This window comes from Patescibacteria group bacterium, from assembly GCA_038065315.1.
In the GTDB taxonomy this organism is placed as follows: domain Bacteria; phylum Patescibacteriota; class Minisyncoccia; order Phycocordibacterales; family JBBTRF01; genus JBBTRF01.
In genome coordinates this window covers 76516-99024 of sequence record JBBTRF010000001.1, presented here as the reverse complement: position 1 = coordinate 99024, position 22509 = coordinate 76516, and the positions used below count along the sequence as shown (strand labels likewise).

General features: G+C 51.1%; 29 protein-coding genes and 1 tRNA gene. 11 read left to right on the top strand and 19 right to left on the bottom strand.

Translation table 11 applies throughout. From position 1 onward, the window contains the following. Window positions 1-11: 11 nt before the first annotated feature. From AAB391_00455 to murA, 7 genes are all read right to left on the bottom strand, one after another. A complete protein-coding gene (locus AAB391_00455) occupies window positions 12-1184 on the bottom strand; it encodes a site-2 protease family protein (GenBank protein ID MEK7644782.1) in 1173 nt (390 codons plus the stop codon). Next, window positions 1185-1736, bottom strand: coding sequence for a ribosome recycling factor (gene frr, locus AAB391_00450; protein ID MEK7644781.1), 552 nt, complete (start codon window positions 1734-1736; stop codon window positions 1185-1187). Window positions 1737-1844: 108 nt separating this feature from the next. Further along, on the bottom strand, window positions 1845-2411 hold the full coding sequence (locus AAB391_00445; protein MEK7644780.1) for a hypothetical protein: 567 nt from the start codon (window positions 2409-2411) through the stop codon (window positions 1845-1847). A gap of 299 nt (window positions 2412-2710) precedes the next feature. Continuing rightward, a complete protein-coding gene (locus AAB391_00440) occupies window positions 2711-3409 on the bottom strand; it encodes a hypothetical protein (protein ID MEK7644779.1) in 699 nt (232 codons plus the stop codon). A gap of 23 nt (window positions 3410-3432) precedes the next feature. After that, complete coding sequence (locus AAB391_00435) at window positions 3433-4446, bottom strand: rod shape-determining protein (protein ID MEK7644778.1); 1014 nt, start codon at window positions 4444-4446, stop codon at window positions 3433-3435. A 193-nt stretch (window positions 4447-4639) separates the two neighbouring features. Then, window positions 4640-5059 (bottom strand): type II toxin-antitoxin system PemK/MazF family toxin, encoded by a 420-nt coding sequence (locus AAB391_00430; protein ID MEK7644777.1) that lies wholly within the window; start codon window positions 5057-5059, stop codon window positions 4640-4642. Window positions 5060-5151: 92 nt separating this feature from the next. Continuing rightward, window positions 5152-6504 (bottom strand): UDP-N-acetylglucosamine 1-carboxyvinyltransferase, encoded by a 1353-nt coding sequence (murA, locus tag AAB391_00425; protein ID MEK7644776.1) that lies wholly within the window; start codon window positions 6502-6504, stop codon window positions 5152-5154. 56 nt (window positions 6505-6560) lie between these two features. On the opposite strand from murA, the gene AAB391_00420 reads away from it, so the two are divergent. From AAB391_00420 to fmt, 3 genes are all read left to right on the top strand, one after another. Continuing rightward, window positions 6561-8462: a hypothetical protein gene (locus AAB391_00420; GenBank protein ID MEK7644775.1), complete on the top strand. Its 1902-nt coding sequence runs from the start codon at window positions 6561-6563 to the stop codon at window positions 8460-8462. A 369-nt stretch (window positions 8463-8831) separates the two neighbouring features. Next, complete coding sequence (gene def, locus AAB391_00415; protein ID MEK7644774.1) at window positions 8832-9383, top strand: peptide deformylase; 552 nt, start codon at window positions 8832-8834, stop codon at window positions 9381-9383. Further along, on the top strand, window positions 9373-10236 hold the full coding sequence (gene fmt, locus AAB391_00410; protein ID MEK7644773.1) for a methionyl-tRNA formyltransferase: 864 nt from the start codon (window positions 9373-9375) through the stop codon (window positions 10234-10236). Before def ends, fmt begins: the two co-directional genes overlap by 11 nt. A gap of 3 nt (window positions 10237-10239) precedes the next feature. Here the strand turns inward: fmt and raiA are convergent, their stop codons facing one another. The 3 genes from raiA to AAB391_00395 all read right to left on the bottom strand — a co-directional run bounded on the left by raiA (window position 10240) and on the right by AAB391_00395 (window position 11562). Further along, entirely contained in the window at window positions 10240-10617 is a 378-nt protein-coding gene (gene raiA, locus AAB391_00405; protein MEK7644772.1) for a ribosome-associated translation inhibitor RaiA, read from the bottom strand. Between the two features lie 92 nt (window positions 10618-10709). After that, window positions 10710-10937 (bottom strand): DUF167 family protein, encoded by a 228-nt coding sequence (locus tag AAB391_00400; GenBank protein MEK7644771.1) that lies wholly within the window; start codon window positions 10935-10937, stop codon window positions 10710-10712. Window positions 10938-11088: 151 nt separating this feature from the next. Then, a complete protein-coding gene (locus AAB391_00395; protein MEK7644770.1) occupies window positions 11089-11562 on the bottom strand; it encodes a hypothetical protein in 474 nt (157 codons plus the stop codon). Window positions 11563-11717: 155 nt separating this feature from the next. Here AAB391_00395 and AAB391_00390 point away from each other — a divergent pair. The 3 genes from AAB391_00390 (at window position 11718) to cyaB (ending at window position 13497) form a co-directional block, all read left to right on the top strand. After that, window positions 11718-11789: transfer RNA gene (locus AAB391_00390), tRNA-Asn, on the top strand. Between the two features lie 110 nt (window positions 11790-11899). After that, complete coding sequence (locus AAB391_00385; protein MEK7644769.1) at window positions 11900-12742, top strand: UbiA family prenyltransferase; 843 nt, start codon at window positions 11900-11902, stop codon at window positions 12740-12742. Window positions 12743-12906: 164 nt separating this feature from the next. Continuing rightward, the gene (cyaB, locus tag AAB391_00380) at window positions 12907-13497 is read left to right on the top strand and encodes a class IV adenylate cyclase (GenBank protein MEK7644768.1); all 591 of its coding nucleotides are present in this window, start codon (window positions 12907-12909) and stop codon (window positions 13495-13497) included. A gap of 76 nt (window positions 13498-13573) precedes the next feature. On the opposite strand, the gene AAB391_00375 is transcribed toward cyaB, so the two are convergent. Beyond that, the gene (locus tag AAB391_00375) at window positions 13574-14101 is read right to left on the bottom strand and encodes a hypothetical protein (GenBank protein MEK7644767.1); all 528 of its coding nucleotides are present in this window, start codon (window positions 14099-14101) and stop codon (window positions 13574-13576) included. A gap of 205 nt (window positions 14102-14306) precedes the next feature. Between AAB391_00375 and AAB391_00370 the strand changes: the two genes are divergently transcribed. Both AAB391_00370 and AAB391_00365 read left to right on the top strand, forming a co-directional pair. Then, window positions 14307-15152: an MOSC N-terminal beta barrel domain-containing protein gene (locus AAB391_00370; protein ID MEK7644766.1), complete on the top strand. Its 846-nt coding sequence runs from the start codon at window positions 14307-14309 to the stop codon at window positions 15150-15152. Window positions 15153-15238: 86 nt separating this feature from the next. Beyond that, window positions 15239-16102 (top strand): hypothetical protein, encoded by an 864-nt coding sequence (locus AAB391_00365; GenBank protein ID MEK7644765.1) that lies wholly within the window; start codon window positions 15239-15241, stop codon window positions 16100-16102. 33 nt (window positions 16103-16135) lie between these two features. On the opposite strand, the gene AAB391_00360 is transcribed toward AAB391_00365, so the two are convergent. Genes AAB391_00360 through AAB391_00350 form a run of 3 tightly spaced genes read right to left on the bottom strand, consistent with a single transcriptional unit; the run spans window position 16136 to window position 17598 of the window. Further along, window positions 16136-16744, bottom strand: coding sequence for a hypothetical protein (locus AAB391_00360; GenBank protein MEK7644764.1), 609 nt, complete (start codon window positions 16742-16744; stop codon window positions 16136-16138). Between the two features lie 41 nt (window positions 16745-16785). Then, entirely contained in the window at window positions 16786-17304 is a 519-nt protein-coding gene (locus AAB391_00355) for a hypothetical protein (GenBank protein MEK7644763.1), read from the bottom strand. A gap of 30 nt (window positions 17305-17334) precedes the next feature. Beyond that, window positions 17335-17598: a hypothetical protein gene (locus AAB391_00350; protein MEK7644762.1), complete on the bottom strand. Its 264-nt coding sequence runs from the start codon at window positions 17596-17598 to the stop codon at window positions 17335-17337. Between the two features lie 276 nt (window positions 17599-17874). On the opposite strand from AAB391_00350, the gene AAB391_00345 reads away from it, so the two are divergent. Continuing rightward, the gene (locus AAB391_00345) at window positions 17875-18603 is read left to right on the top strand and encodes a hypothetical protein (GenBank protein MEK7644761.1); all 729 of its coding nucleotides are present in this window, start codon (window positions 17875-17877) and stop codon (window positions 18601-18603) included. Between the two features lie 120 nt (window positions 18604-18723). On the opposite strand, the gene AAB391_00340 is transcribed toward AAB391_00345, so the two are convergent. Beyond that, window positions 18724-19827: a hypothetical protein gene (locus AAB391_00340; GenBank protein MEK7644760.1), complete on the bottom strand. Its 1104-nt coding sequence runs from the start codon at window positions 19825-19827 to the stop codon at window positions 18724-18726. Between AAB391_00340 and AAB391_00335 the strand changes: the two genes are divergently transcribed. Next, a complete protein-coding gene (locus tag AAB391_00335) occupies window positions 19711-20259 on the top strand; it encodes a sigma-70 family RNA polymerase sigma factor (protein ID MEK7644759.1) in 549 nt (182 codons plus the stop codon). The two genes, AAB391_00340 and AAB391_00335, sit on opposite strands and share 117 nt — an antisense overlap. On the opposite strand, the gene AAB391_00330 is transcribed toward AAB391_00335, so the two are convergent. From AAB391_00330 to AAB391_00315, 4 genes are all read right to left on the bottom strand, one after another. Continuing rightward, window positions 20256-20753 carry a class F sortase gene (locus AAB391_00330; protein MEK7644758.1) on the bottom strand — a complete coding sequence of 166 codons (498 nt, stop codon included), beginning with the start codon at window positions 20751-20753 and terminating at the stop codon, window positions 20256-20258. The genes AAB391_00335 and AAB391_00330 overlap by 4 nt on opposite strands. Window positions 20754-20898: 145 nt before the next feature. After that, a complete protein-coding gene (locus AAB391_00325; GenBank protein ID MEK7644757.1) occupies window positions 20899-21147 on the bottom strand; it encodes a hypothetical protein in 249 nt (82 codons plus the stop codon). A 71-nt stretch (window positions 21148-21218) separates the two neighbouring features. Further along, window positions 21219-21782 carry a transcriptional repressor LexA gene (gene lexA, locus AAB391_00320; protein ID MEK7644756.1) on the bottom strand — a complete coding sequence of 188 codons (564 nt, stop codon included), beginning with the start codon at window positions 21780-21782 and terminating at the stop codon, window positions 21219-21221. Window positions 21783-21806: 24 nt separating this feature from the next. Then, the gene (locus AAB391_00315) at window positions 21807-22031 is read right to left on the bottom strand and encodes a hypothetical protein (GenBank protein MEK7644755.1); all 225 of its coding nucleotides are present in this window, start codon (window positions 22029-22031) and stop codon (window positions 21807-21809) included. 201 nt (window positions 22032-22232) lie between these two features. Here AAB391_00315 and AAB391_00310 point away from each other — a divergent pair, with 201 nt between their 5' ends. Further along, window positions 22233-22490 (top strand): hypothetical protein, encoded by a 258-nt coding sequence (locus tag AAB391_00310; protein ID MEK7644754.1) that lies wholly within the window; start codon window positions 22233-22235, stop codon window positions 22488-22490. Window positions 22491-22509: the final 19 nt, after the last annotated feature.

Sequence of the window (22509 nt, the reverse complement as noted above, 5' to 3'; positions counted from 1 at the left end):
GGGATTCTTTTTTATCCCACTACCAATTTCACAATATCGTTGTACGCGATGACAATCATCAACAGGATCAGAAGGACGAAGCCGAGGCCGTTGAGCCAATTGGCAATGATCGGCTTGATTGGCCGGCGGATGATCGCCTCGATGCAGACAAACAAAATACGACCACCATCAAGCGCCGGAAACGGCACGAGATTGAGCAAGGCGAGATTAATCGAGATAAATGCAGTGAAGGACAGTACGTACGCAAATCCCAGAGTGCGCGCCTCGCCGACTTGGCTGGCAATCCCCACCGGCCCACTCACCTGATCCATATCAGCTTGACCGGTGAACACCTGTCCCAAGAAATGCACGATCTGCTGTGCAGTCACGACAACAATGTCTTTGGTGAAAAACAAACCCTCCCACAGCGCACGATGCCATGGCAATTTCAATACTCCGACTTCGTCCATCACGATGCCGATGGCGGCGCGCCCCTGATCAGCGGAGGTATGAGGCGTCACTTCGAGAAACGCGTTCCCTGTGGAAGTCTGAGTTTGTCCAAGACGCTTCACGAGTACAGAAATCGGCTCGTCCGGATGTTGGGCGATCATACGCCGCACACTCGTCGGTGTCACGCCGCTACCGCGCAAAATCTCCTTTGGTGTGTGACCGTCAATGCCGACGACATTGCCCGGGACTTCCGGATTTACCTCAAGGTACACGAGGACATCTTCGGGTAAGAAGCCGGCCGCGGCGGCCGGCGACCCAGGTGCCACCTCGCGAACGACCACCTCCTGGTCGCGTACTGCATCGGCATACCGATCTCCCACAGATACCGGCAAGCCGATCATGAACCCGCCAGAGATGAGTAGCCACGCAAATACAATGTTGGAAGCGATACCTGCAATAAGCACCAGCACCTGCGCGTACTTTGGCTTGCTCACCAAGCTGCGTTTTTTCTCCGGACCTTTCAGCGAGGCCTCATCGGGATTCTCGCCAAAGATTTTCACGTAGCCTCCAAGCGGCAGCAAGTTGAGCGAATACGTGGTCTCGGAGTTTTTCGGCTTCCATTTAAACAAGCGCGGCGGAAAGCCAAGAGCAAATTCATCCACACGAATTCCAAAGGCCTTGGCCATGAGAAAATGCCCCAACTCGTGCACAAACACCAGCGCTCCGAGGATGAGAATGAAAATAATGATCGTCATTTAGCTCTGAATTTCTGCCTCCTTTTTCGCGCGGATCTCGTCGAATTTCTTGTTGGCTTCGTCGACAAGCTTCTGCACCTCTTTTAACATACGCTTCGCCTCATCCTCCTGCATCGTGCCAGCCTTCTGCTGCCCCTCGAGATCCTTCACCACTGGCTCGCGCTCTTTACGCAAAGAAATTCGCGCCTCTTCGAGCTTCTCTTTCGCCAATTTAATAAGGGCAGTACGACGCTCTTCGGTGAGAGCCGGGAACGATGCTCGCACACCCTTCTCATCGGTACGGATCGACAAGCCCAAGCCGGAAGCGACCAATGCCTTCTCGATCTCTTTAATGAGCGATGCGTCCCACGGCGCGACTCGCAGCGACTTCGAATCCTCGATCGCAATGCTCGCCACTTGCGAAACCGGCATCATTGAGCCATATGATTCCACCATCACATTGTCGAGCACAGCAGGGCTCGCCTGACCAGTACGGATAGCAGTGTATTCCTTGCGAAGCCAATCTTCGGTGTGCTTGATCTTGTCTTTAAACGGAGCGAAATTGTATGCCATAGTGGAGCAATCATAACAAAATTTAAACGGTCGCGCAAAAAGAAAAGCCCGAGCAACACGTGGTCGCTGGGGCTTGAGTGAGACTTCCTTCTCACGGAGGATGGAGAGTTACTTCCAGTCAGGTGGGTAGCCGGGGTTGCCCGCGGAGCGCCATCGCTGAAGGTCACCGACGGGATCTCGACGATTATCTGTCGTCGATGACTGCGGGGTGGGAGGCTGATTCAGTGGAGTGAGTTCGAGTCGCACGCTATGCTCGTCGAGCTGCTTGAGCCCGCCCGTGCTGGCCTCGACGACAAACGACGCCATCTTGACCACCCCAAACAAATTGTCCAGGAACTGAACACCTGTGCGGCGCCAATTGACGCGCGAGGTGACCGTGGCGTTCTTGTCGTGGAAGCCAATCTTCCGCGCCGTGAGCCGGTAGGGCCCGCCGCGCTTCGAGAGCCTGATCGCGGCGTATGAATTCGGCGAGAGAAGAACGTCGTTGAGGTAGATCCTCGCGTTCTTTTCGTCCACCGACACATAGAGAGTTTCGCTGCCGCCCTCGGACATCGTGACGCAGCCGGTGAAGGGTGCGACGACGAAGGCGAGGAGGATGAGAGCGAGGAACCCGCGGCGAAAGAGGCCGCGGCCGATACCGACAAGGTTCAATTTCATAATTACAAAGTGCCACACACAACCGCCACAGAGAGCCGACCGAACAACGGCCGATTAGGTGAAACCCCCTGTTTTAGGCTGAGCCGCCAAGATTTCAAGGTTTGGCGAACTTGCTTTATTCTCGCACAAATGAAGCTATTTGTCAATAGCTTGGCCATGCCGCCGGATGTGGGCAGATGAACAACAAAAAAGCCCTCTGTTGAGGCTCTTTTGAGTACGTGCGGATTTTTCATACTTTTCTCATACTTTCGTATGACAAATCCGCACGTATGAAACTTCACTGTCAGACACCCTGCCAATTCGACTGGCCACCTTGATCACTTCAAGGTCAGAGCGAGATATTCGAGAATCATCTTCACGCTCGCCGAACGATCATTGAGGTACCCACGCATCTCGAGCAAAGCCTCAAGATCCTTGCGGTGCACCTGCGTCTCTTGAGTACTTTTTGAGAGGTTCTTTAGAAGTGCGTCAACGAGGGCCCGCGCACCGCGTTTGTCTTTTTCTTCGGCAATCGTCTTCACTAGTGCCATCCGCTTCCCTTTTGATGAGGCAAGGAATTGTTCCGCAATTTTTACTGCGTCTTTCTCTTCGGTCGACCCGTCGGCATCAACCCTGTGCGAACCGGCAGGCATGATCACGAGTCGCGAACGCAACGTCGGCAACAACACCTCAACAGATGGCATCAGCAGAAAAAAGTGTGTATCGGGTGTCGGCTCCTCAAGCACTTTGAGCAACGCATTCTGCGCTTCATGTGTGATCGTGTCAGTGTAGATTACGAACACTTTCTTCGCACCAACATTAGCTGCGGAGCGCTGTTGCATCTCTTTGATCGTGCGAGCTTCATCAATTCCTAGCGACTCAAATTGTCCATGCCAAAAATCTGGGTTGCCGTGGGTCGGAATATTCAGATGCTCTTCAAGGAAAATAAAAAAACGTGCAAGATCATTCGAGCCATGAAGGCAGTAGGCGTGATGAAGCGTCTCGAGGTGGATGTGAGCGAGGAGATACTGGCTCATGTATGTATAAAAATTAGCGCAGATTACCGCTTTGTAATAATCGATTTCTTGTAGGTGTCGAGGTGTTCGAGGGCGATGCCGGTGCCTTTCGCCACACAGTACAAAGCATCTTTCGCAAGCACAGCTTTCACACCGGTGCGGCGATACACGAGCTCGGGGAAATTGCGGAGCATGCTCGAGCCGCCGGTCATCGTGATGCCGTTGTCGATGATGTCGGCCGAAAGCTCCGGCGGGGTCTCCTGCAATACATCTTTGATCGCCTTGATCATGTCGCGGAGTTCCTTGCCAATCGCTTTCACGATCTCGTTCGTCTTCACCTCGGCAGTGCGCGGCAGACCAGTAATAAAATCACGGCCCTTCACCACCATCACCAGCTCTTCATCGAGAGGCACCGCTGAACCAATATTGATTTTGATATCTTCGGACATTTTGTCGCCGATCGAAAGGTTGAAGGTCTTCTTCACATAGTCGGCGATAGCGGCGTCGATACGATTACCTGCACACTTCACTGAAGTCGAAGACACGATGCCGCCAAGCGAGATCACTGCCACGTCGGTGGTACCACCTCCAATATCCACCACCATATGCCCGCGAGCTTCATAAATAGGAATGCCGGCGCCAATCGCCGCGAGGATCGGCTCCTTCACGACGTACGCATTTTTGGCGCCGGCCTTGATCGCCGCTTCGATCACCGCTCGCCGTTCAGTCGAGGTCACGCCCGCCGGCACGGAGATCATCACTTCCGGTTTGAGCAGATTCCACTTCCCCAACGCTTTGTTCATGTAGTAGCGCAGCATCGCCTCGGTCACGCGATAGTCCGCGATCACGCCGTCCTTCATCGGACGATACGCGATGATATTGTCGGGTGTGCGACCGATCATCGCCTTCGCTTCGAGACCCACCGCGAGAATGCGATTGTCCTGCTCGGACACGGCCACCACCGAGGGCTCATTCAACACAATTCCCTTCCCAGGCAAAAAAACGAGCGTGTTCGCCGTGCCAAGGTCAATACCGATTTTCTTCGTGAAAAGCGCCATAATGTGCCGTTATCATACGCCGAGCAGCCGTATTCGGCAACTTGACGCTTTTTTGTCGTAGGATATGATTGCAAGTGACAGAACCTGCTCGAAGGAGCGTTTCGCTGTCATTTCAAATATGCCTTGGCCACCTTCAAGTGAGGGTGTGCCCCCTCCGCTGAAATAACTGTGCGGAGCCAAATCCGAAAACGCCTCAGAGCAAATCTCTGAGGCGTTTTCGTATCGCCTCGACCTCTTCCGCAGCCAATTGGAACAACTTCTTTTTGAGACGACGGGAGTCGACCGAACGGAGGTGTTCAAATACGACAAAACTAGGCGGCTCACCGACACGTGTAATTTCGTGATGCGTTAGATATTTTGGACGTTGGCGTGTAAGTGGCAGTATCCAACACAACCTTTGATTGCATCTTTTGATAATCAGAACTGGACGTAGAAAAGCTGGGGGTGGTCCATCTTGCTCACGGCCGATGTTCACACCGAGATAGGCCAACCACACCTCACCCTGAACAAACGCATTCCCCTTGAAATCAGAGTGAATTCGTATCTGCAGCGCATTCCATGCGTCGAAATCTTTCTTGTATCCTATTTCAGTATGTTTCCGATCGTTTTCCACCCAATAAGCCTAGCAAAAGGGTGATAGAGAAACTGCTAAAAAGTGCTAAAGGAACAATCAAAAAAGAATCAAGAAAAAATGAAGACGTGGGACTATTTCTCCCGTCGAATAGTGGCGCCGAGCGCAGCGAGGCGCTCTTCGAGCTTCTCGTACCCGCGATCGATGTAGTAAGCATTCTGGATTACCGAAGTGCCTTTCGCCACCAAAGCCGCCATCACCACCGCAAAGCCGGCGCGAATGTCGTGTGCCTGTAACGGTTCATCTTTGCCGAGCGCAAGCAGCATTTTTGTTTCGCCATTTTTTTGAGTCGCATCTTCGCCACCAAACCCTCGCACCAACACCTCTCGCGGATTCATTTCGGTGATATCGGCGCCCATACGGATGAGGTCCTGCACATATTTAAATCGTCCTTCATAGATCGTCTCAAACATAATCCCCTCGCCTGCCGTGTGCGCAAGAAACGCCACCATCTGCGGCTGTAGGTCGGTCGGAAACCCTGGATACTCATGAGTCCGCACACTGAAGCTGGAAACATTGGCCCATTTCGTCTTCGCATTAGCTGTAATATAAATTGAGTCTTTGCCGATCACCAGAAGCACGCCGGCATTCTGCAAAGCCGAAGTGACCGACTCAAGATGAAGCGGGTTGCAACGCTCGATGAGCAAATCATCTGCACACAGCGCACCAAGCAACAAGAAACTTCCCGCCTCAATGCGATCAGGGATCGTGTGATACTTTTTGCCATCGGCATTCAAAAGACCTACGCCAACAATGGTCATGGTCGGCGAACCAATTCCCGAAATCTTCGCACCGCACTGCACCAAAAATTCAGCGAGACTCACGATCTCCGGCTCCATCGCACAATTTTTCAAAACGGTCGTACCTTTCGCCAATACCGAGGCCATCATCAAAGTTTCAGTGCCACCCACGGTCTGCAACGCAAAGAAGATCTCCGCGCCGACAAGATTTTTCTCTTGACCGACATCGATTGTGTAATGATCACCGCTCACCACCACCTTCGCGCCGAGCTTTTTGTAGGCATCAATATACAGGTCGATCGGCCGCGCACCGATCACGCAACCGCCAGGAACATTGAAAGATACCTTGCCGAAACGTGCGAGCAGCGGGCCAGTGAGCATCACCGAGCCTCGCATTGCTTTGGTAGTCTCGTGGTCAAGATCGGTGGAAACAATCGTCGAAGCATTGATGCGAATTTCTTTTTTTGCCGCGTCCATCGACACCTCTGCACCGGCCAAGTGCAACAAATGTGCGAGTTTTTTCACATCCTCGGTATCCGGCGCGTTCGCAATCACCAATTCATCGGCAAACAGCACACTCGCCGCCATGGCCTTGAGTACGGCATTTTTGGCGCCATTAATCTGCACCTTCCCTTTCAGCGACTTTTTTCCTGCCAATCCCTCGATAATCAAGCAATCTCTATGCATCACACGATTGTAAGGCGGAACTTCCTTTTTGTCGATGCAACAGCTACTATAGGTATGTGCAGATCATCCATGTTATCCCCTTCGCCAAAGGCCTTGGCCGAGAGACGCTTTCCTATTTCAGCGCAGAGCCAATCGTCCTCGGCTCGATCGTCACGGTGCCGATCAACAAACGTGCCGTCTCTGGTATGGTCGTCTCCTGCGAGAGCGCCGAACATTTAAAATCGGAGATCAAATCCGCCTCTTTTGAGTTGAAAAAACTCTCCTCGACCAAAAGTGCACCCTTCTTCCTCCCGGAATTCATCGAAGCTGCCAAACGTGCGGGAACCTATTTCGCCACTACTACCGGCGCCGTCCTCAGCGCCACCATTCCAAAGGCACTTACCGAAAACCCCTCTGACTTCCCCGTCACACACACCGACCGTCGTCAGCAGCCGCTCCACGAAGCCTTCATCTTGCAGACTGACGAGGAAGAACGTTTCGGCCATTACAAGAGCCTGATTCGCGAGACCTTCGCACGCAAAGGCTCGGTCTTTTTCTGCCTGCCCACCATCCACGACATTCACGCTGTCGCCAAAAAGCTCGAAAAAGGTATCGAGGAATACACGTTCATTCTCCACGGCTCTCTCAGCAAAAAAGAGTTGGTGCAACGCTGCAAAGCTCTGCTCGCCATCGATCACCCGGTACTGATCATCGCCACCGGGCCATTTTTATCGCTTCCACGCAAAGATATTGGTGCCATCATCGTGGAGAAAGAGAGTTCACGTTCATATAAAACCCAACAGCGGCCATACCTCGATATCCGTACCTTTGCGGAATACGTCGCCAAGCAGCTGCGTTCGAAAATCATCTTTGGCGATATCTTTTTGCAGACCGAGACTGTCCACCGCTACCAAAACGGCGAATTCCAAGAATTATATCCAATCAAATTTCGCTCCCTCACTACCAGCGAATATTTCGTCGCCGACCTCCGCCGATACAAAACCGAAGTGCCAGCCAATGGTGTTGCGAAAAAATATCAGATCATTAGCGATGAATTTGCCGAGCTCGTGCGCGCCAACCAGCGCAACAACGAACACCTCTTCGTCTTCGTCGCCCGCAAAGGTCTGTCACCCACCACCATCTGCGGCGACTGCGGCACTATCGTGGTGTGTCGTGAGTGCCGGAGCCCTGTGGTCTTGCACGCTTCGAAAAATGGCCCGTTCTTTTTGTGCCACAAATGCGGCGAGCGACGTTCAGCCGAGGAGCGTTGCACCAATTGCGATAGCTGGAAGCTGGTGACGCTCGGTGCGGGAACAGAAAAAATCGAGGAGGAGATACGCAAGATCGTCCCTGACGCGCACATTTTCTCACTCAATCGGGATTCCATCACCACGCACAAGCAAGGCGCGAAGGTGGTCGCCGCGTTTTACGACACCCCTGGTAGCATTTTGATCGGCACGGAGATGGCGCTCTTGTATTTGGATGCTCCCGTCGAAAATAGCGCCATCGCTTCCATCGACTCTCTCTTCTCTATCCCCGATTTCAAGATCAGCGAAAAAGTGCTCAGCATTTTGCTTCACATTCGCTCTTGCACGCAGAAGATGCTCCTGCTGCAGACCCGTAACCCCGACCAACCACTCTTCGGCTACGCATTGAAAGGCAACATCCTCGACTTCTACCGCGAAGAGATCGCCTTGCGAAAAACATTTCACTACCCGCCCTTCAGCACGCTCATCAAGCTGTCGATCGAAGGCAAGAAGGACGACATTGTCGCCGAGATGAGCAGAGCGAAGACTGTGTTTGCCGATCAAGAAATGGACGTGTTTCCATCTTTTGTGAAGGGCAAGAATGGCACATCAATCCTTCATGCACTCATCAAGGTGCCAAAAAAAGAGTGGCCTAAACCGCAGCTCATCGAGCGTCTTCAGAGCCTGTCGCCACGTTGGACGATCAAGGTTGATCCGGATAGCTTGCTCTAGGAGGTACCAGGGAATGGCTCAGTTAGGGTAGTTTTTTGCCATCTACAACCTATTGACACCCTTGGATGGTGTGCTATACTAACACTGGCCCCGACAAAAACAGCCCCGGTTCCTCCCACAGCGTCTCTCGCCCACCCCGAGAGAAAGTGCCAAACGAGAAAACCGTCGTCCCAAGGTCTTTGACCAGCCTTGGACCAAGGTTGGACGGGGAGCTGGGCATCCCGCTCTCTCCCCGTCCCGCCCCAGCTGTCACTGCTCTTTCCGCAACAGGTACGCTGATCACTCTTCCCGACTGATCGCATACCACCCCCAGCGCACACCCTTGAGGTTGCGCTGGTTTTTTTTGACAAAATCGGCTAGTATGTGGCAATGAAGCCGATACTCCAAAAGGAGGCTCCTGTCCTCCGCCAACATGCCAAACCGGTGCCTCTGAAGGACATCGGCGGTGCTCGTCTGAACGCGATCCTGAAGGACATGCGCGAGGCTCTCGCCAAAGAAGCCGATGGCGTGGGTCTCGCCGCCCCGCAGATCGGAGTGCCGCTGCGCATGTTCGTTATCTCCGAACTCGTGTTCTCCTCACTCCGCGAGAAAGGAGGTACCGATGAAAAAGGAGATACCGGGGCCGCTCGACAGCTTGTATATATCAATCCGGAGATTATCGCGACCTCGAAAGACAAAAAGCAAATGGAGGAAGGGTGCTTGAGCGTTCGGCCGTTGTTTGGCAAGGTGCGCCGCGCGTCAAAGGCCACGATCCGAGCATACGACGAGCACGGCAACGCCTTTGAGCGCGGCGCCAGCGGACTTTTGGCCCAGATCTTCCAACACGAAGTCGACCATCTCGATGGCATCCTTTTCATCGACAAAGCGAAAGACATCCGAGAAATGCCCGTACCGGAGCAGATCCAGACACATGAGCACTGATCCAAAATTGCATATCGCTTTTTTCGGTACGCCAGAATTCGCCGTCGATATTTTGAATGAATTAGAAAAAGTCGGGCTCTCGCCGGCACTCGTGGTCACCAACCCAGACAAACCAAAAGGCCGCAAGCTTGTCCTCACTCCCCCGCCTACGAAAGTGTGGGCCGAGAAGCGTGGCGTCAGGGTCGCTCAGCCCGACACCCTGCGAGATGGCAAGCTGCTTCAAGAATTACGTAAAGAGCGATGGGACCTTTTCATCGTTGCTGCATACGGCAAGATCATCCCAAAGGAATACGTCGACCTGCCGCTTCATCGCACGTTGAACGTACATCCGTCGCTATTACCAAAATTCCGTGGTGCTTCACCGATCCAATCAGCCGTGATCGCGGACGAAAGGCATACCGGTGTGTCTATTATGATGCTCGATGAGGAGATGGACCATGGGCCAATCCTCGGCCAAGAAGAACATGTTGTGAAGGAATGGCCAAAAGTGGATGAACTCGAACGCGCGCTCGCGCAAAAGGGCGGAGCCCTGCTCGCGCGCCTCATCCCGCAATGGATCGACCGCACCATCGAAGCCGTACCCCAGGAGCACCATCTTGCAACCTATACCAAAAAGATTTCAAAGATCGACGGCCTGATCAACCTCGAAACTATCGCCGCCGACCCCTTCGCCGCCTTTCGAAAAATCCAAGCCTATGCCGGCTGGCCAGGTGCGTATTTTATGGAACCCGAAAACAAGCGTGTCATTATCAGTGACGCGACTTTTGAAAACAACGAGCTCACCATCCACAAAGTGATCCCCGAGGGCAAAAAGGAAATGACGTACGCGACCTATCGAACGCAAAAAGCCTAGCGACTAACCTCGCCAAGGAAAACCCTTAAGCATATCCTTGATCTTCTGTCCGCCACGTCGCAATCGGCTCTGTTGCTTTCCCTTCTTTGAGACGATACTGCGAGTGATTTCGTCTTTCACTGCATCAATCGCCGCGTACAGATCCGCGTGTAATTCTTCTGCGCGCAAATGCATGTCGCCGGCGTGAAGATTTACTTCAGCGCGAAACTGCGACTCACCCGCCTTGTGGTGATGGGTAGTGACTTCAATTTCAACATCCGCCCGCGCCGCATCTCGGTGCGCTTCATCGATAAGCTTTTCCACATTACCTATCTTCTTCTCGACGTATTGGAGGATGGCCGGAGTGAGCGTGGTGTTCGTCGCTTTGGTAGTGATACGCATGTGGGTGTGTGGTTAGTGAGTATGGCCGACGTTGTACTGCAGGGCTCTTACCTCTCTATTTTAGCAGATTCGGCAACGCGACTCAATCTCTTTCAATCACCAACATCGACACTCAAGATTTTTGAGGGCGAATGATGTCCAGAGATGATCCTGACCTTCCCTACCGGCAACTTGAAATGTCGGGCGACTAGCTCGAGCACTCGGCCATTCGCCAAGTTACGCTCCGCCGCCTCGCGCACCGAAATCTCAAAATGATCGCGGGTCTTCCGCATAAACCTCTCCTCTTTGGCGCTGGCTTTTACCCGGATTTTTACATACATCGCCTTCCCATTTTATCATTTTCTTGACCAAAAGCGTGCTTTCAAATATACTTATCCCAGCGTTTGGAGGGTTCGCCCTCTCACGGCACTAAGCTGTAACCAAACGCGAACAAAGGACACCGCCAAAATGCGGTGTTTTTTGTTTTCATACTTAAAGGTCTTTTAGCAAATCCTTATCGTGCAACGCGCGCTCTTTCGTATTCGAGTTGGTACCCCAGACAGGAATGATGCTCCAGAAAAACTTTTCTCCATCTTCCACCTGCTTCACCAATATCTTTATCCTGAATTGTTCAATGATTGCAATGAATTCGTAATAACTCACCAACTTAAGAACCGTGTCGGTCCTGCTGTGAATTTTCACCCTCTCAAATACATTAGTGCGCAAAAGACCCTGGAGCGTACCGGATGCTCCGAGTATTTTAGGGACAAACGCAATGAGTTTAAAGCGCATGTACTGATCCTCAAGACTCCGAGCTTTGCCTCTTTGCTTAAATTTCAAGTGCCCGATACCCTGAGCATTGAAAGAGACCTTCTCCTTGAAGTACGGACAGTACACCTGCCCTATGTTTTGATAGAACAACTCTCCTTTCTCTTTGACCGATTCGAATTTGGACACATCGACCATGGGAGACAATTGTATCGAAGTGGAATGGCAAAAAGCCAGCATTTTCTTTAGAACTTTTTTATCCCGCCCTCGACAGAACGACCACTTCACTTTTCCACGGTTTCTGATAAGATAGCTCGCAGAAGGTCTTTTTGATGCACTCAGTAGCGCGATATTCCGGGATAGCTCAGCGGTAGAGCAATCGCCTGTTAAGCGATTGGTCGTTGGTTCGATCCCAACTCCCGGAGCATTTTAAAAGCCATGAATTTCAAGAGGTGTTTGACGTACATAGAACTTGTTGCGAACTTTTGAGACGACTTTGACAGAATCCTTATCCCAAAATGCTATACTTTTTAACATGCTAGATTTTCTTAAGCACCTCAGATTGAATTATCAGTTTTTTATTCTCTCAGGGCCATTTTTGCTGGGCGGCTTATTTTCCCCTAGAACAACCATTTTGCAATTTTTGATCCAGTTCATCTCAATCCACGGACTCTTATTTGGAGGCGTCACTGCATATAATTCCTACTACGACAAGGATACTGGCCCAATCGGAGGATTGGAACACCCACCGATAATGAAAAAGTGGATGCTCTATGCATCTTGGGGACTTCAAGGCGCTGGTCTTCTTATTGCTTTGGTGAGTGGCTGGGTATTTAGCATTCTTTATGTAATCAGTGTCCTATTTTTCTGGCTATACAGCAGCCCACATACCCGCTGGAAAGGCAGCCCCACTATGAGTTTCGTAGCCATCGGAATAGCAACGGTAGTATGTTCTTTTGGTTTTGGGTATATTTCTTTTGGTGGTCAGATTTTTAACTACAACCTACTAATAGCAGCATTCGGTGCCACCTGTCTTGTCCTAAGTATGTATCCGTTATCACAGCTATATCAGATCGAGGCAGACAAAAAACGTGGGGATACCACATTTGCTGTTAAATACGGCCTGAAAGGGGTTAGGACTTCTTTTATTGCGTTTTTTGATTTAGGCGGATTACTTTTGTCATACTCTTTTTTAAAAATTTCAAATTCTGTTAGTGTGATTTCTCTTTTAGTGGAAGTCTGCGTTGGGTTATATGTATATACCGTATTAAAGAAGGTGTCTTCAGACGAGAGTGCTTATAAAAAAATTATGAAGACAAAATACATCAGTGGAATGGCCTTCTCGATAATGATCTTGACACTTTTCTTTTTCACATAAATAGACTCAGAGACCTTGGCGAGACGTTAACATGTGCACTCTGTGAACATATAGGCAGGTACACAGAGGTTCAACTATCCCGAACCACCTCTGCGCCACCAAAAAATGACCTGCCTTAAAATCGCCTACCCCTCGCCAGCTCATTGCGCTATACTTCTTTCATCATGCGCGAGATTGAGATTAAGCTGCGAGTGCCTGACCTCGAGCCCATAGAGGCTAAGCTGAGGGCACTTGGCTGTGCCATCTCTGCCCCACTCACCCAGACCGACATCAATTTTATTCATCGGGATGATGTGAGGTGGTTCGAGCCATTAGACAGCGAATGGGTGTATCCACGTCTCCGTATCCAAAGCCAAACAGACACAAATGGAAACAAGGAAACCGAGACGCTCATATTCACGATCAAAAAACCTCTCAGGAACGAGAGCGACTGCCGTGAACACGAGCTTCACGTGGATGACCCTGAGGAAGTACGTGGAATGATGGATATGTTTGGTTACAAAGAGGGTGTCACCGTAAAGAAGGTTCGTCGTACCACCTCACTCCAAGACTACGCTTTTACTCTCGACGCCGTCGAAAAGCTCGGAAACTTCATTGAGATAGAGCGAGTCATCACCGACCAGGAAGCCGCGCAGCAGGGCGCCGAGAAAATTCAAGAGGAAATGACGGCCTTTGCTGAAAAAATGTTTGGGCTCAAGCGCATCCAAGTCGTCCTTCAAGGTTACGATATCCAGATGTATTACGCGCAGAAATAATTTTATAGAAAAAACCGGCCGACAATGACGTCGGACGGTGTTGCGCCTGCAATTTTGCAGACACAACGAGTGCGACTCAGGCTGTGACGCCTTCACGCGCCTCTGTGGCGGGTGCAAGCAACTTCTCCAGCTCATCGAGCTTCTTGCGAAGGAAGCCGGCAGTCTGGCGAAGCTGTTTGGTGACAGCGATGTCCACCAAGATTTTCAAGGCCGCCACCGACAGCAGTCCCTGCATGGCCATCTGGACGACCTGATGAGTGTTGTTGTGCACCCGGAGACCAATGATGGCTACCTGGTCAATCTCGAACTGGGCCAAGGGCCGCCCTGCCATATGCGAAGCGTGAAGCGCCAAGTCATACGACCCGCTTTCGACGCGAGTCGCGAGCATCTGTTCAAGCTCGCTGGCCGTAAAATCACGCTGGAAGACGTCGAGCACCTTCCGAGCATCCACATAGTCGGTGCGGAGGAGTGAGGCCACCAAGACGAAGTTGAGTTCTTCGTAGGTCAGCTGACGGTTTTGGCCGGCGGCCAAGGCGGTCGCCAAGTCGTAGGTGCAGCGTTCGCAGGTGGCAGACACGGGGTGTCCGCAAGGGTTTTGGTTCATGGGGTGTTCTTTCCGAATTGGTGCCAGAATGCCGTCTGGGCCGGAGAAGCTTGTTTCAAGGTTCCGGCGTCAAACTACACTATAACGTGGGTTGCTGTCAATAGTCACGTGGCGAATTCACCTTTACACAACTTGACCTCGCCAAGCAAAAACGCTAGTCTGAACCAAGCGTAGTCAGCCAAACCACCAAACGAAAGGCCCACCGATGAACCTCACAGTTGCAAGTCTCCGCCTCTACCCAATCAAGTCCTGTCAGGGCGTATTGACCGACTTTCTCAACCTTGGACTTTCTGGCCCTTTCATGGACCGAAGCTATGTCCTAACGGATGAGAACGGGCTATTCCTCTCCCAGCGAACAGTGCCGGAAATGGCCATGATTCGTGCATCTGTCGGCCGCAGTCCGGAAAGCGGTTTCGCTCTTCAAGTCTCGGCGCCTAACATGTGTCGCTACTTCATCCCTGTTTCGCATGGAGAATCCGTCTTGCTTCCCGAATTCAAAAGGCGCACCGTCACGATCCACAAGGATCAATGCGAGGCAGTGGACCTGGGAGACACCCACGCACGATGGTTCTCGACCTTCCTCGGTCGATCATGCCGCCTAGTGAGACAAAATTCCAAGCAACCACGTCTTCGCACGCCGAGTTCGGTCGGACACGAGATTCAGGTCAGCTTCGCCGACGGCTATCCGCTCCTCGTCACCACAGTCGCCTCGCTCGCAGACCTCAATCGCCGCATTCATGAGAGAGGTGCCGAGCCAGTGCCGATGGACCGCTTCCGTCCCAATATTGTTTTGGATGGTTGTGATGCCTACGACGAAGATCTTTGGCCCAGGCTGAGGATCGGCGATGTTGTGCTCACAGCGGCAAACAAGTGCGTGCGCTGTGTTGTGACCACAGCAGACCAGCTCACCGGCAAGCGCGGCCACGAACCACTTCGAACTCTCGCCACCTACCGCAAGGGCACTGACGGAGGGGTGGAATTCGGCCGCAACTTCATTGTGACAAAGCCTGGCATGGTCAATGTCGGCCAAAGCGCTGAAGTGCTCACTTGACCCAATGACTTGCAACAACAGTTCACCGCCGCAGGAGAGGCTCCTGCGGCGGTTTTTATATCCCTGATGTTTGCTATACTTCCCTTATGAAAACACCTCAATCTGCTGGACTGCTATTTAGTGTGACCTGCCTCTTCATCCTCCTCGCCGGCACCAACGCCGCACATGCCACCGTCGGCGGACCAACTTTCGTCTACGACTTCACCTACAACCCGGCAAACGAATCGGTGTACTACGTAAAAAATTCCGAAAGTGGCCGAGGCTGCCCACCGGAGTTATTGAAAATATCTTTGGCTACAGGCAATTCGCAAGTCGCCTATTCCTGCGACGAAGGCGAGAGGCTCATTGTGCCTGCAAACGGCTACAGCATCTCCCCCGTCAACGCCAAGATCGCCTCGCTCACCAACGGCTTCAAGCCACTCACACCGATACACCTGAAGAAAAATGATCTTTCTGTCGACGTCCGTTTTGTGAATTACGAAAACATCAGTCCGGAGGTGAGCGAGATTCTGAAGGCCAATTTTATCGCTTCGGTCTCTCAGGCCGGCAAGAAGCTTGTCGAATTCCCCATCGTCGGTTGCAAGGAAACACAGCCATTCACTCTCGCTGGCTACGCAATCCCTGGTTTTGAGAAAAAGATCGTCCTCCTCCTTTCTGCGAAGGGCGATTGTTGGGAAGGCGGCTATATTAACGAAAACCTCCATGTTGTCGGCGGAGTCACAGTACTCGACAGAGCATCGGTCGTGGATTTCGCCAAAGACAACTCACCACTGATCGCGGCCAATGGTACCATTGAGGTGTTTGCGGCTGACAACAAAGTCGTTGCGTCCACAACGACAAATACCGCTTCTCAAAACGCCGGAAGCGCACTCAATTTTGGCATACTCCTCGTAGGTGCTGTCATCATTGGCCTCGTAGTCGGTGTCATCTTGGGAAAGATTCGTAAATAACCAGAAACACTAGGAACCTGGGAGCCGGAGCGGCTATTTCTGCCGGACGATTCGCCACATCTTCACCAGCAGGATCAATACGAGTTGAATCGCAATATTCGCCACGATCAAGCTGAGTGCGGCCAGGCCAATGTTCATCAGAAAGTTGGATTGCACAAAGAAAAGCAGTATGAGCAGTGGCCATATATTTTTGATATCTTGCGGCGACGGCCCAAGCATTGCTCCCGCATTGAGGCACAGCAGGATCATCACCCAGCTCTGCCAATGGAATGGATTGAGTTGCGTCAGTTGGGCGAAGACGTCTCCCGTTGCTATAAAATATCCGTCGAGCAAAAAGTGATTTATCGCATAGAGGAAAGCAAGCCCGCCAGCGATCGGCGCGGCCGAGATGAGCAACGCTCCCAGTATCGGCAGTCTTGACGGCCGATGGATGACATGCGGCTGATACGAAAACACCTTGAACTCCTCGATCTTCGCCCCCGTCGCCAGGCACAGGAGCGCATGTGACGACTCGTGCACAAACGCACCAATATAGTACAAAGCGTGGGTGAGGCGATAATTCAAAAACTGCCAATTCAGCCAATTACTCGCGTAGCCGAGTACGACAATGAGGACGATGACTAGGCCAAGGCTAAGTGACATATGTAATAAGGATAGCACGCATCTTTTATTTCTCCTGTTCCCTACTGCGTGACCCGAACAGTATCCGCCTTCACCACCAATTCGCTCTGCCCTGCTTCAAACATGCCATTCACCGCCACCACATCGCCCACCTGAATATCTCCGATCGCGAGCCGGCTACCCTTTTGATCCAAAAAGCTAGTGCCGAAGTGGCGAGGGCCGTAATAGGTTTCATTTGTGCGGATCGTCCACGACATTTTCACGGTATTCCAGGAGGTGCTTATTTTGATGTTTGTGCCGGAGACAGATTCGACGTGGGCGCCCTGAATATACACCATGCCGTTGTTGGCAACGTGGATTTCCAAAATTGGAGCTTTCTTGACCTGAGATACCCGTGCCGGCTGTACAGTGACCTGATCTGTCTCCAATCCCTGAGCCTGCGCGATTTCGACGCGTGGTGGCACCAGGCTGAAAGAAAGCGAGAGAATACCGATCGCAAAGACCGAAAAAGAGACGCTCAAGAGGGTTTTGAGGTACGGTCGAGCATTCAACAATGAATGTATTTCGCTCTGGGGTTTCATACCCATACAGACGCTGGGGCGAGGAGAATATTACAGTGAGTAAAGACTCACTGGTTTATCGGAATTTGCATTATGCATTTTTTGCATATTGCTTTTTTCTTCAATCTCACCATCCTTGAAAAGGTTATTGATATGCCTAGATACTACAGACTGATCAATGTTAAATAGCCTGACGATTTGCGCCTGCGTCGCCCAGACCGTCTCATGGGGAAAATCGCCACGCAGCTCGATGGCCCCGTCTTTCGCCTGGTAGATGAGTGCTTTCTGATTTTCTTTTGTATTTTTTGATATCATCTTTGTTGCAATAGTATACAAGAGCCAATTGTTAAAACGCAAGCAAAAAACTCATACGGATTTTATCTCAAAGCGATATGCGCCGTATTTTTCGATAGAAATTTCATCAAAATTGAGTGGGCGGGCACTGACGACGAGGCCCGAAACCTGTGCAATAAAAACCTTGCAAAACCTCTGTTTTTGAGTAGTATGAAAGTCGGCAGCATCCTGTTGATGCTTTGCTTTTTGCCACAACGGCAGCCAAGAAACGCGACCTTGAGAAAGGAACCTCCCCCTATGGCACTCGGAACACTTGGTGAGATCATAGAAAGTGGTCTGCAACGAAAACTGAACGGTCGCTGGCAATCGAGAGACCAGGCCCCCTGGAGATCCCTGAGGTATGTCGGGGTGGAAGACGGGAACGGCCAGACAAACGGTCATGGCCTGAAAAATGGCCGGCCTCAGGAAAAAGATCCTTTGAAGAAACTGCTCGAGAGCCTCGACCAAGAAGAACGTGCTGTTCTGTTTGACATCTGCAGAGGAGAGGTCCACCCGGCGATCAGGAATACCGACCGGAAAAGTCCTCCGATCGTGGAAACGCAATGCGCGAGCCTCAACCGGAAGATCCGGAAGCTCGTGCCAAACTTTCCTGGCACGACAGGTAGGCTGATCCGCATTGGTCTCGCACTCGGTGTGACAAGGGTCCGCACGATCACCGCTCGCGGGGGTGCACGACTGACCCCCGTTGTCCAATTGAGTGACGGGGAATTCCAACTCCTCTTGCTCGTCGGCCGAGGTTCCGACAACAAGGAAATTGCGGAGGCGCTGAACATCCCCATCGGCAGGGTCGAAGACCGGAGAAAGAAATTGACACGGCGGCTTTCTCGCGAGGCTTTCGAAAAAATCGACGGGCTCGAACGAGATGTCGTCATGGATACGACGGAGATCATTCACCTCTGTCTGCATGAACGACTGGTCAAACCCTTCACCTTCGACCCTTGGCTGAAGGCGCAAACTGGCCGATAGCCGAAGTCGGTGCATTGCGCTGCACTGCACGGCAATCCCTCCCATCACCGCACGAGTCTGGCACACTGCTGGACCACGGCGGTTTTTTATTCAACTATCTGAACACATGTTCACCGTTGATCAATCGAGGAGTGAATGTGAAATCGAATCCATGGTATCACCTGGCGCTGGGCTGAATGTTACAGAAGTGATTCCTGGAAACTGGAGCAAGGTCTTTTCTACCAACGGTTTAATTTTCGCAAGACTCACAGATACGCCGGCCCATCCATCGAGGTCCATTCCAAGTAATATGTATGCTGTACCATTCACCAATTTAAAGTAAACAACTCGCGACCCTTGAAAACCTCCCTGTGTATCTATTACCTCGGCAACAGCCTGTACACTCGCCTTCATTATATCTGTATCCTTTGGAACAGTGACAGTGACCTGCTTTTTAACAAAGGGCCACGAACCTGAGGGATTGGGCTTGCCGTCGAAGATATACTCATTCATCGCCTTTTCATACGCATCCATATCCCTGGGAACCATAATATTCACACTCATTTCAGTCGTCGTTTTAGTGGAAGGATGGCTCAATTTAAAGGTAGAAACAATGTCCTTTAAATCAACCTTTGGCTTCGCTGGTCTCGGATCTGATACTGGATTCATTTCATATGTGTACAGAACTTCGATGACCAAGTCCGCAGTTTCATTTACAAAGAAGTAACCATAGGAACCAACATCTGGATATGTTTTATTTTCAACATAACACCATTCCGTACCATTTATTTTGATCGAATCCTTATTCACCAGGTTTGCCTCAGTCCCTTTGGTATAAGTAACGCATTTATTTGAACTGATATCATACGCATACACTTTTTTATCACCCGATGCAAAAGAGTATTTATCGAGATTATAGACACCGATAGTTACACTTAGAGCGTGGCCACTTTCTTCAGGCAACATGACTCCCGAGACTCGTGCACTGTACAGTGCACCTTGTGCGGTCCGATCTGCAAATTCTCCGAAAAAAGAAGGGATCTTTAGCTCAAAGCCATACTTCTCATTTCTGTACGTTTTCCAATCTGCGGTTGTGCTTGGCAATATTGGAGTCGCGATCAATTTCCCTTGAGTATCGAGTGTGTAACTGACGGTGACAGGCTCACTCGCGTTTTGCTGAACACCTGGCGCGTTACGAAGTGCATCTGGCACCACCACGACTTTGAGAAAGGCCTTAATTCGCATGCATACTTTAAAGTCCACGACCGTGAGATCGGAGCAGACCTAGTACAGGACACATTTTTGAAAACATGGAAGTATCTCGCCAAGGGGGGCAAGATCGATGTCATGAAGTCTTTCCTCTATCACGTTCTCAACCACCTCATTATCGACCAGTATCGAAAAAATAAAGCCTCGTCACTCGACGATCTTCTCGAAAAAGGTTTTGAGCCCGCAGCACCCGACTCTGAGCGTCTCATCAACACATTGGACGGCAAGCGAGCGATCGCCTTGATCCAGCTTTTGCCGGTGAAATACCAGAAAATCATGCGCATGCGCTTTGTGCAAGATTTGTCACTCGAAGAAATGGCGACTCTCACCGGACAATCGAGAAATGCCATGGCCGTGCAGGTGCATCGCGGAATCGAAAAGATGAAAATCCTCCATAGCGGCGCCTAGATTTTTCGTTCGGCAAACACAACAAGTCGCTGAGAATATGTCTGCTTCAAGACATCCCAAACTCCTGTACAAGTGATGAGATTGAGGTGCGCTTTTCCGTCATCTGAGACAAACACCTCGGGGATAGTCTCGTCCGAGCCATAGATTCGAATTGAGCGCACAACAAACTCCGTCATTCGACCATTTCCGTCTTCGGTAGAAATGAGGTCACCTTTTTGCATGAGAGACAGGTTATCAAACACTGCCGGCAGATTATTATTCCAGCCAAAATGTCCGGTGATGACTGCACTTCCCTTTTCTCCTGGGCGAGGACCGAGTTTGTGCCAAGCGACATTCGCTGAATCTTTTGGAATGCCCAGTGCACTTCCAGAAGTGAGGCCGACAGCTTCGATGGGAGCATCAACATGTATACTTGGTATTTTGATTTGAACGGGAATTCCGATAGACACATCAGAATAAGCGGCAGCTCGAGGGGCTGTCTCGAAAAAACTCATGAAGAAAGGTGTCCAAAGAATGCTAGATACGAGAAACAAACCAAACAATGTGTATGGGATCAGTTGCACAGAGGAGACAGAAATGGTGTTCGTATCTTGCACACCACTGAAGCCGAATGCCGTACTCCTCTATTACAGTTCGAAACTAGTTCTTTGGACCCACGCCTGCCGCAGGAAGGGTTGGGGTGTTCACTGTTGAGTCCACAGCACCAGGAGTCGTGACTACGTCTGAATCTGTCATATCAATGACATTTTCATCACTCACTATAGGGGTGGTAGACGCGGTCTCCATTGAAGTGTCGCTCTTTGACTTTGAGCTGGTTGCCCAGATAAGGCCAAGAACAACGATAATAACGACGAAAATCCAGATAGCGTTTTTGTTTGTGTCTTGCATAATGGGATGATTATACGCCTCAAAAAGCATCCCGTATAGTTCACGCCTGCCTGGTTTCGTTCTGTAGTATTTTAGTACTTTCGCACCACTCCGCGCACAATAGCAGCCACCTTGAGGTCGTATTCTGGATACATCGCCTTCATGGTGCGATTGGCTGGCTCAAGATATGTTTTACCACCGCGCTTGCGAAAATATTTCATCGTCCAACCACCATCGATCTCGGCGATCACAATATCACCATCCTTCGGCTCACCACGTCGCTCGACGATTACTAGATCGCCCTCTTTAATCCCCTCTTCGATCATTGAATCGCCTTTCACTTCCAAAACAAAGGTCTTGCTGCGTTCACCGACCAGATAATCATCGAGACTCATGGTATCTGAAAGCGTGTCTGCGTTGGTTGGAATACCAGCCTCCACCAATCCAAGAAACGGCACCTCACTGAAGAGACTGTTCGGCACGAGGCGGCCGGTAGCATCCTTCTGCACGATCCCCTCCTCCACCAGACGATTCACCAATTTATACACCGCGTTCTTCGATTTGAAACCGACAAGTGCCATGATCTCGGCATAGGCCGGCATGCGCTTGTGGCGTTCGTAGAAGGCGATGATCTTTTGTTTGTACTGCGGATACATGGTAGTCGCAATTGCAATACCCAATTATAGTACAAAACTGGTAACCGTTCGCATCGATCGGGAGAGCCAGCCCCATTGAGACCCCGCGAGCTGCGTACGTTCAAGGCGAGTGAGCTGAGCGAGCAGCTGGCGGTGACGGAGCGATTCTCGGCGGTAGGATCGACCGTAGACAATCTTCTGGTCGATAATAGCGTTGAGGAGGCCGATCTCTGAGCGGATCATCTTTTGCGCTTGTTTGTTGGTGGTCATGGGGGTGTGTTTGGATATTGATATGTTTGATAAAGTCTCTTCGTTGGTATGGATATAGTATAGGTGAACATCCGTTCACCTGTCAAAGCCCTCGCTGTGGATAACTCCATTTCTCGTCGAGAAAACCTCTCTTTATTGACACTTTGTCATCATAGGAATACTCTTACCTGCGGCAGACAACCCTCAACCTAAAGGAGTCTCATGACCCCCGAACTGACGGAAGGAAACTGGGCCGTGGAGTTGGCAGAATTGAAACGGCAAGGAAAGATTTCGGCCTTCGCCCAAGCTCAGCTGACTGAGCTGATTCACACCGGCGGGAAAAATGGCATCTCCATGCCGGAAGATGTCTTCAAGAAACTGACGGCCGAAGTATTCACGATCAAGTTCCCTGCCGTTCGAAGGAAGTTCATCCTTACTTACAAAGCTGGCCGGGCCTACTTTTCGGAAACCGAGTGGTAGGCAAAACCGACTCAACCCC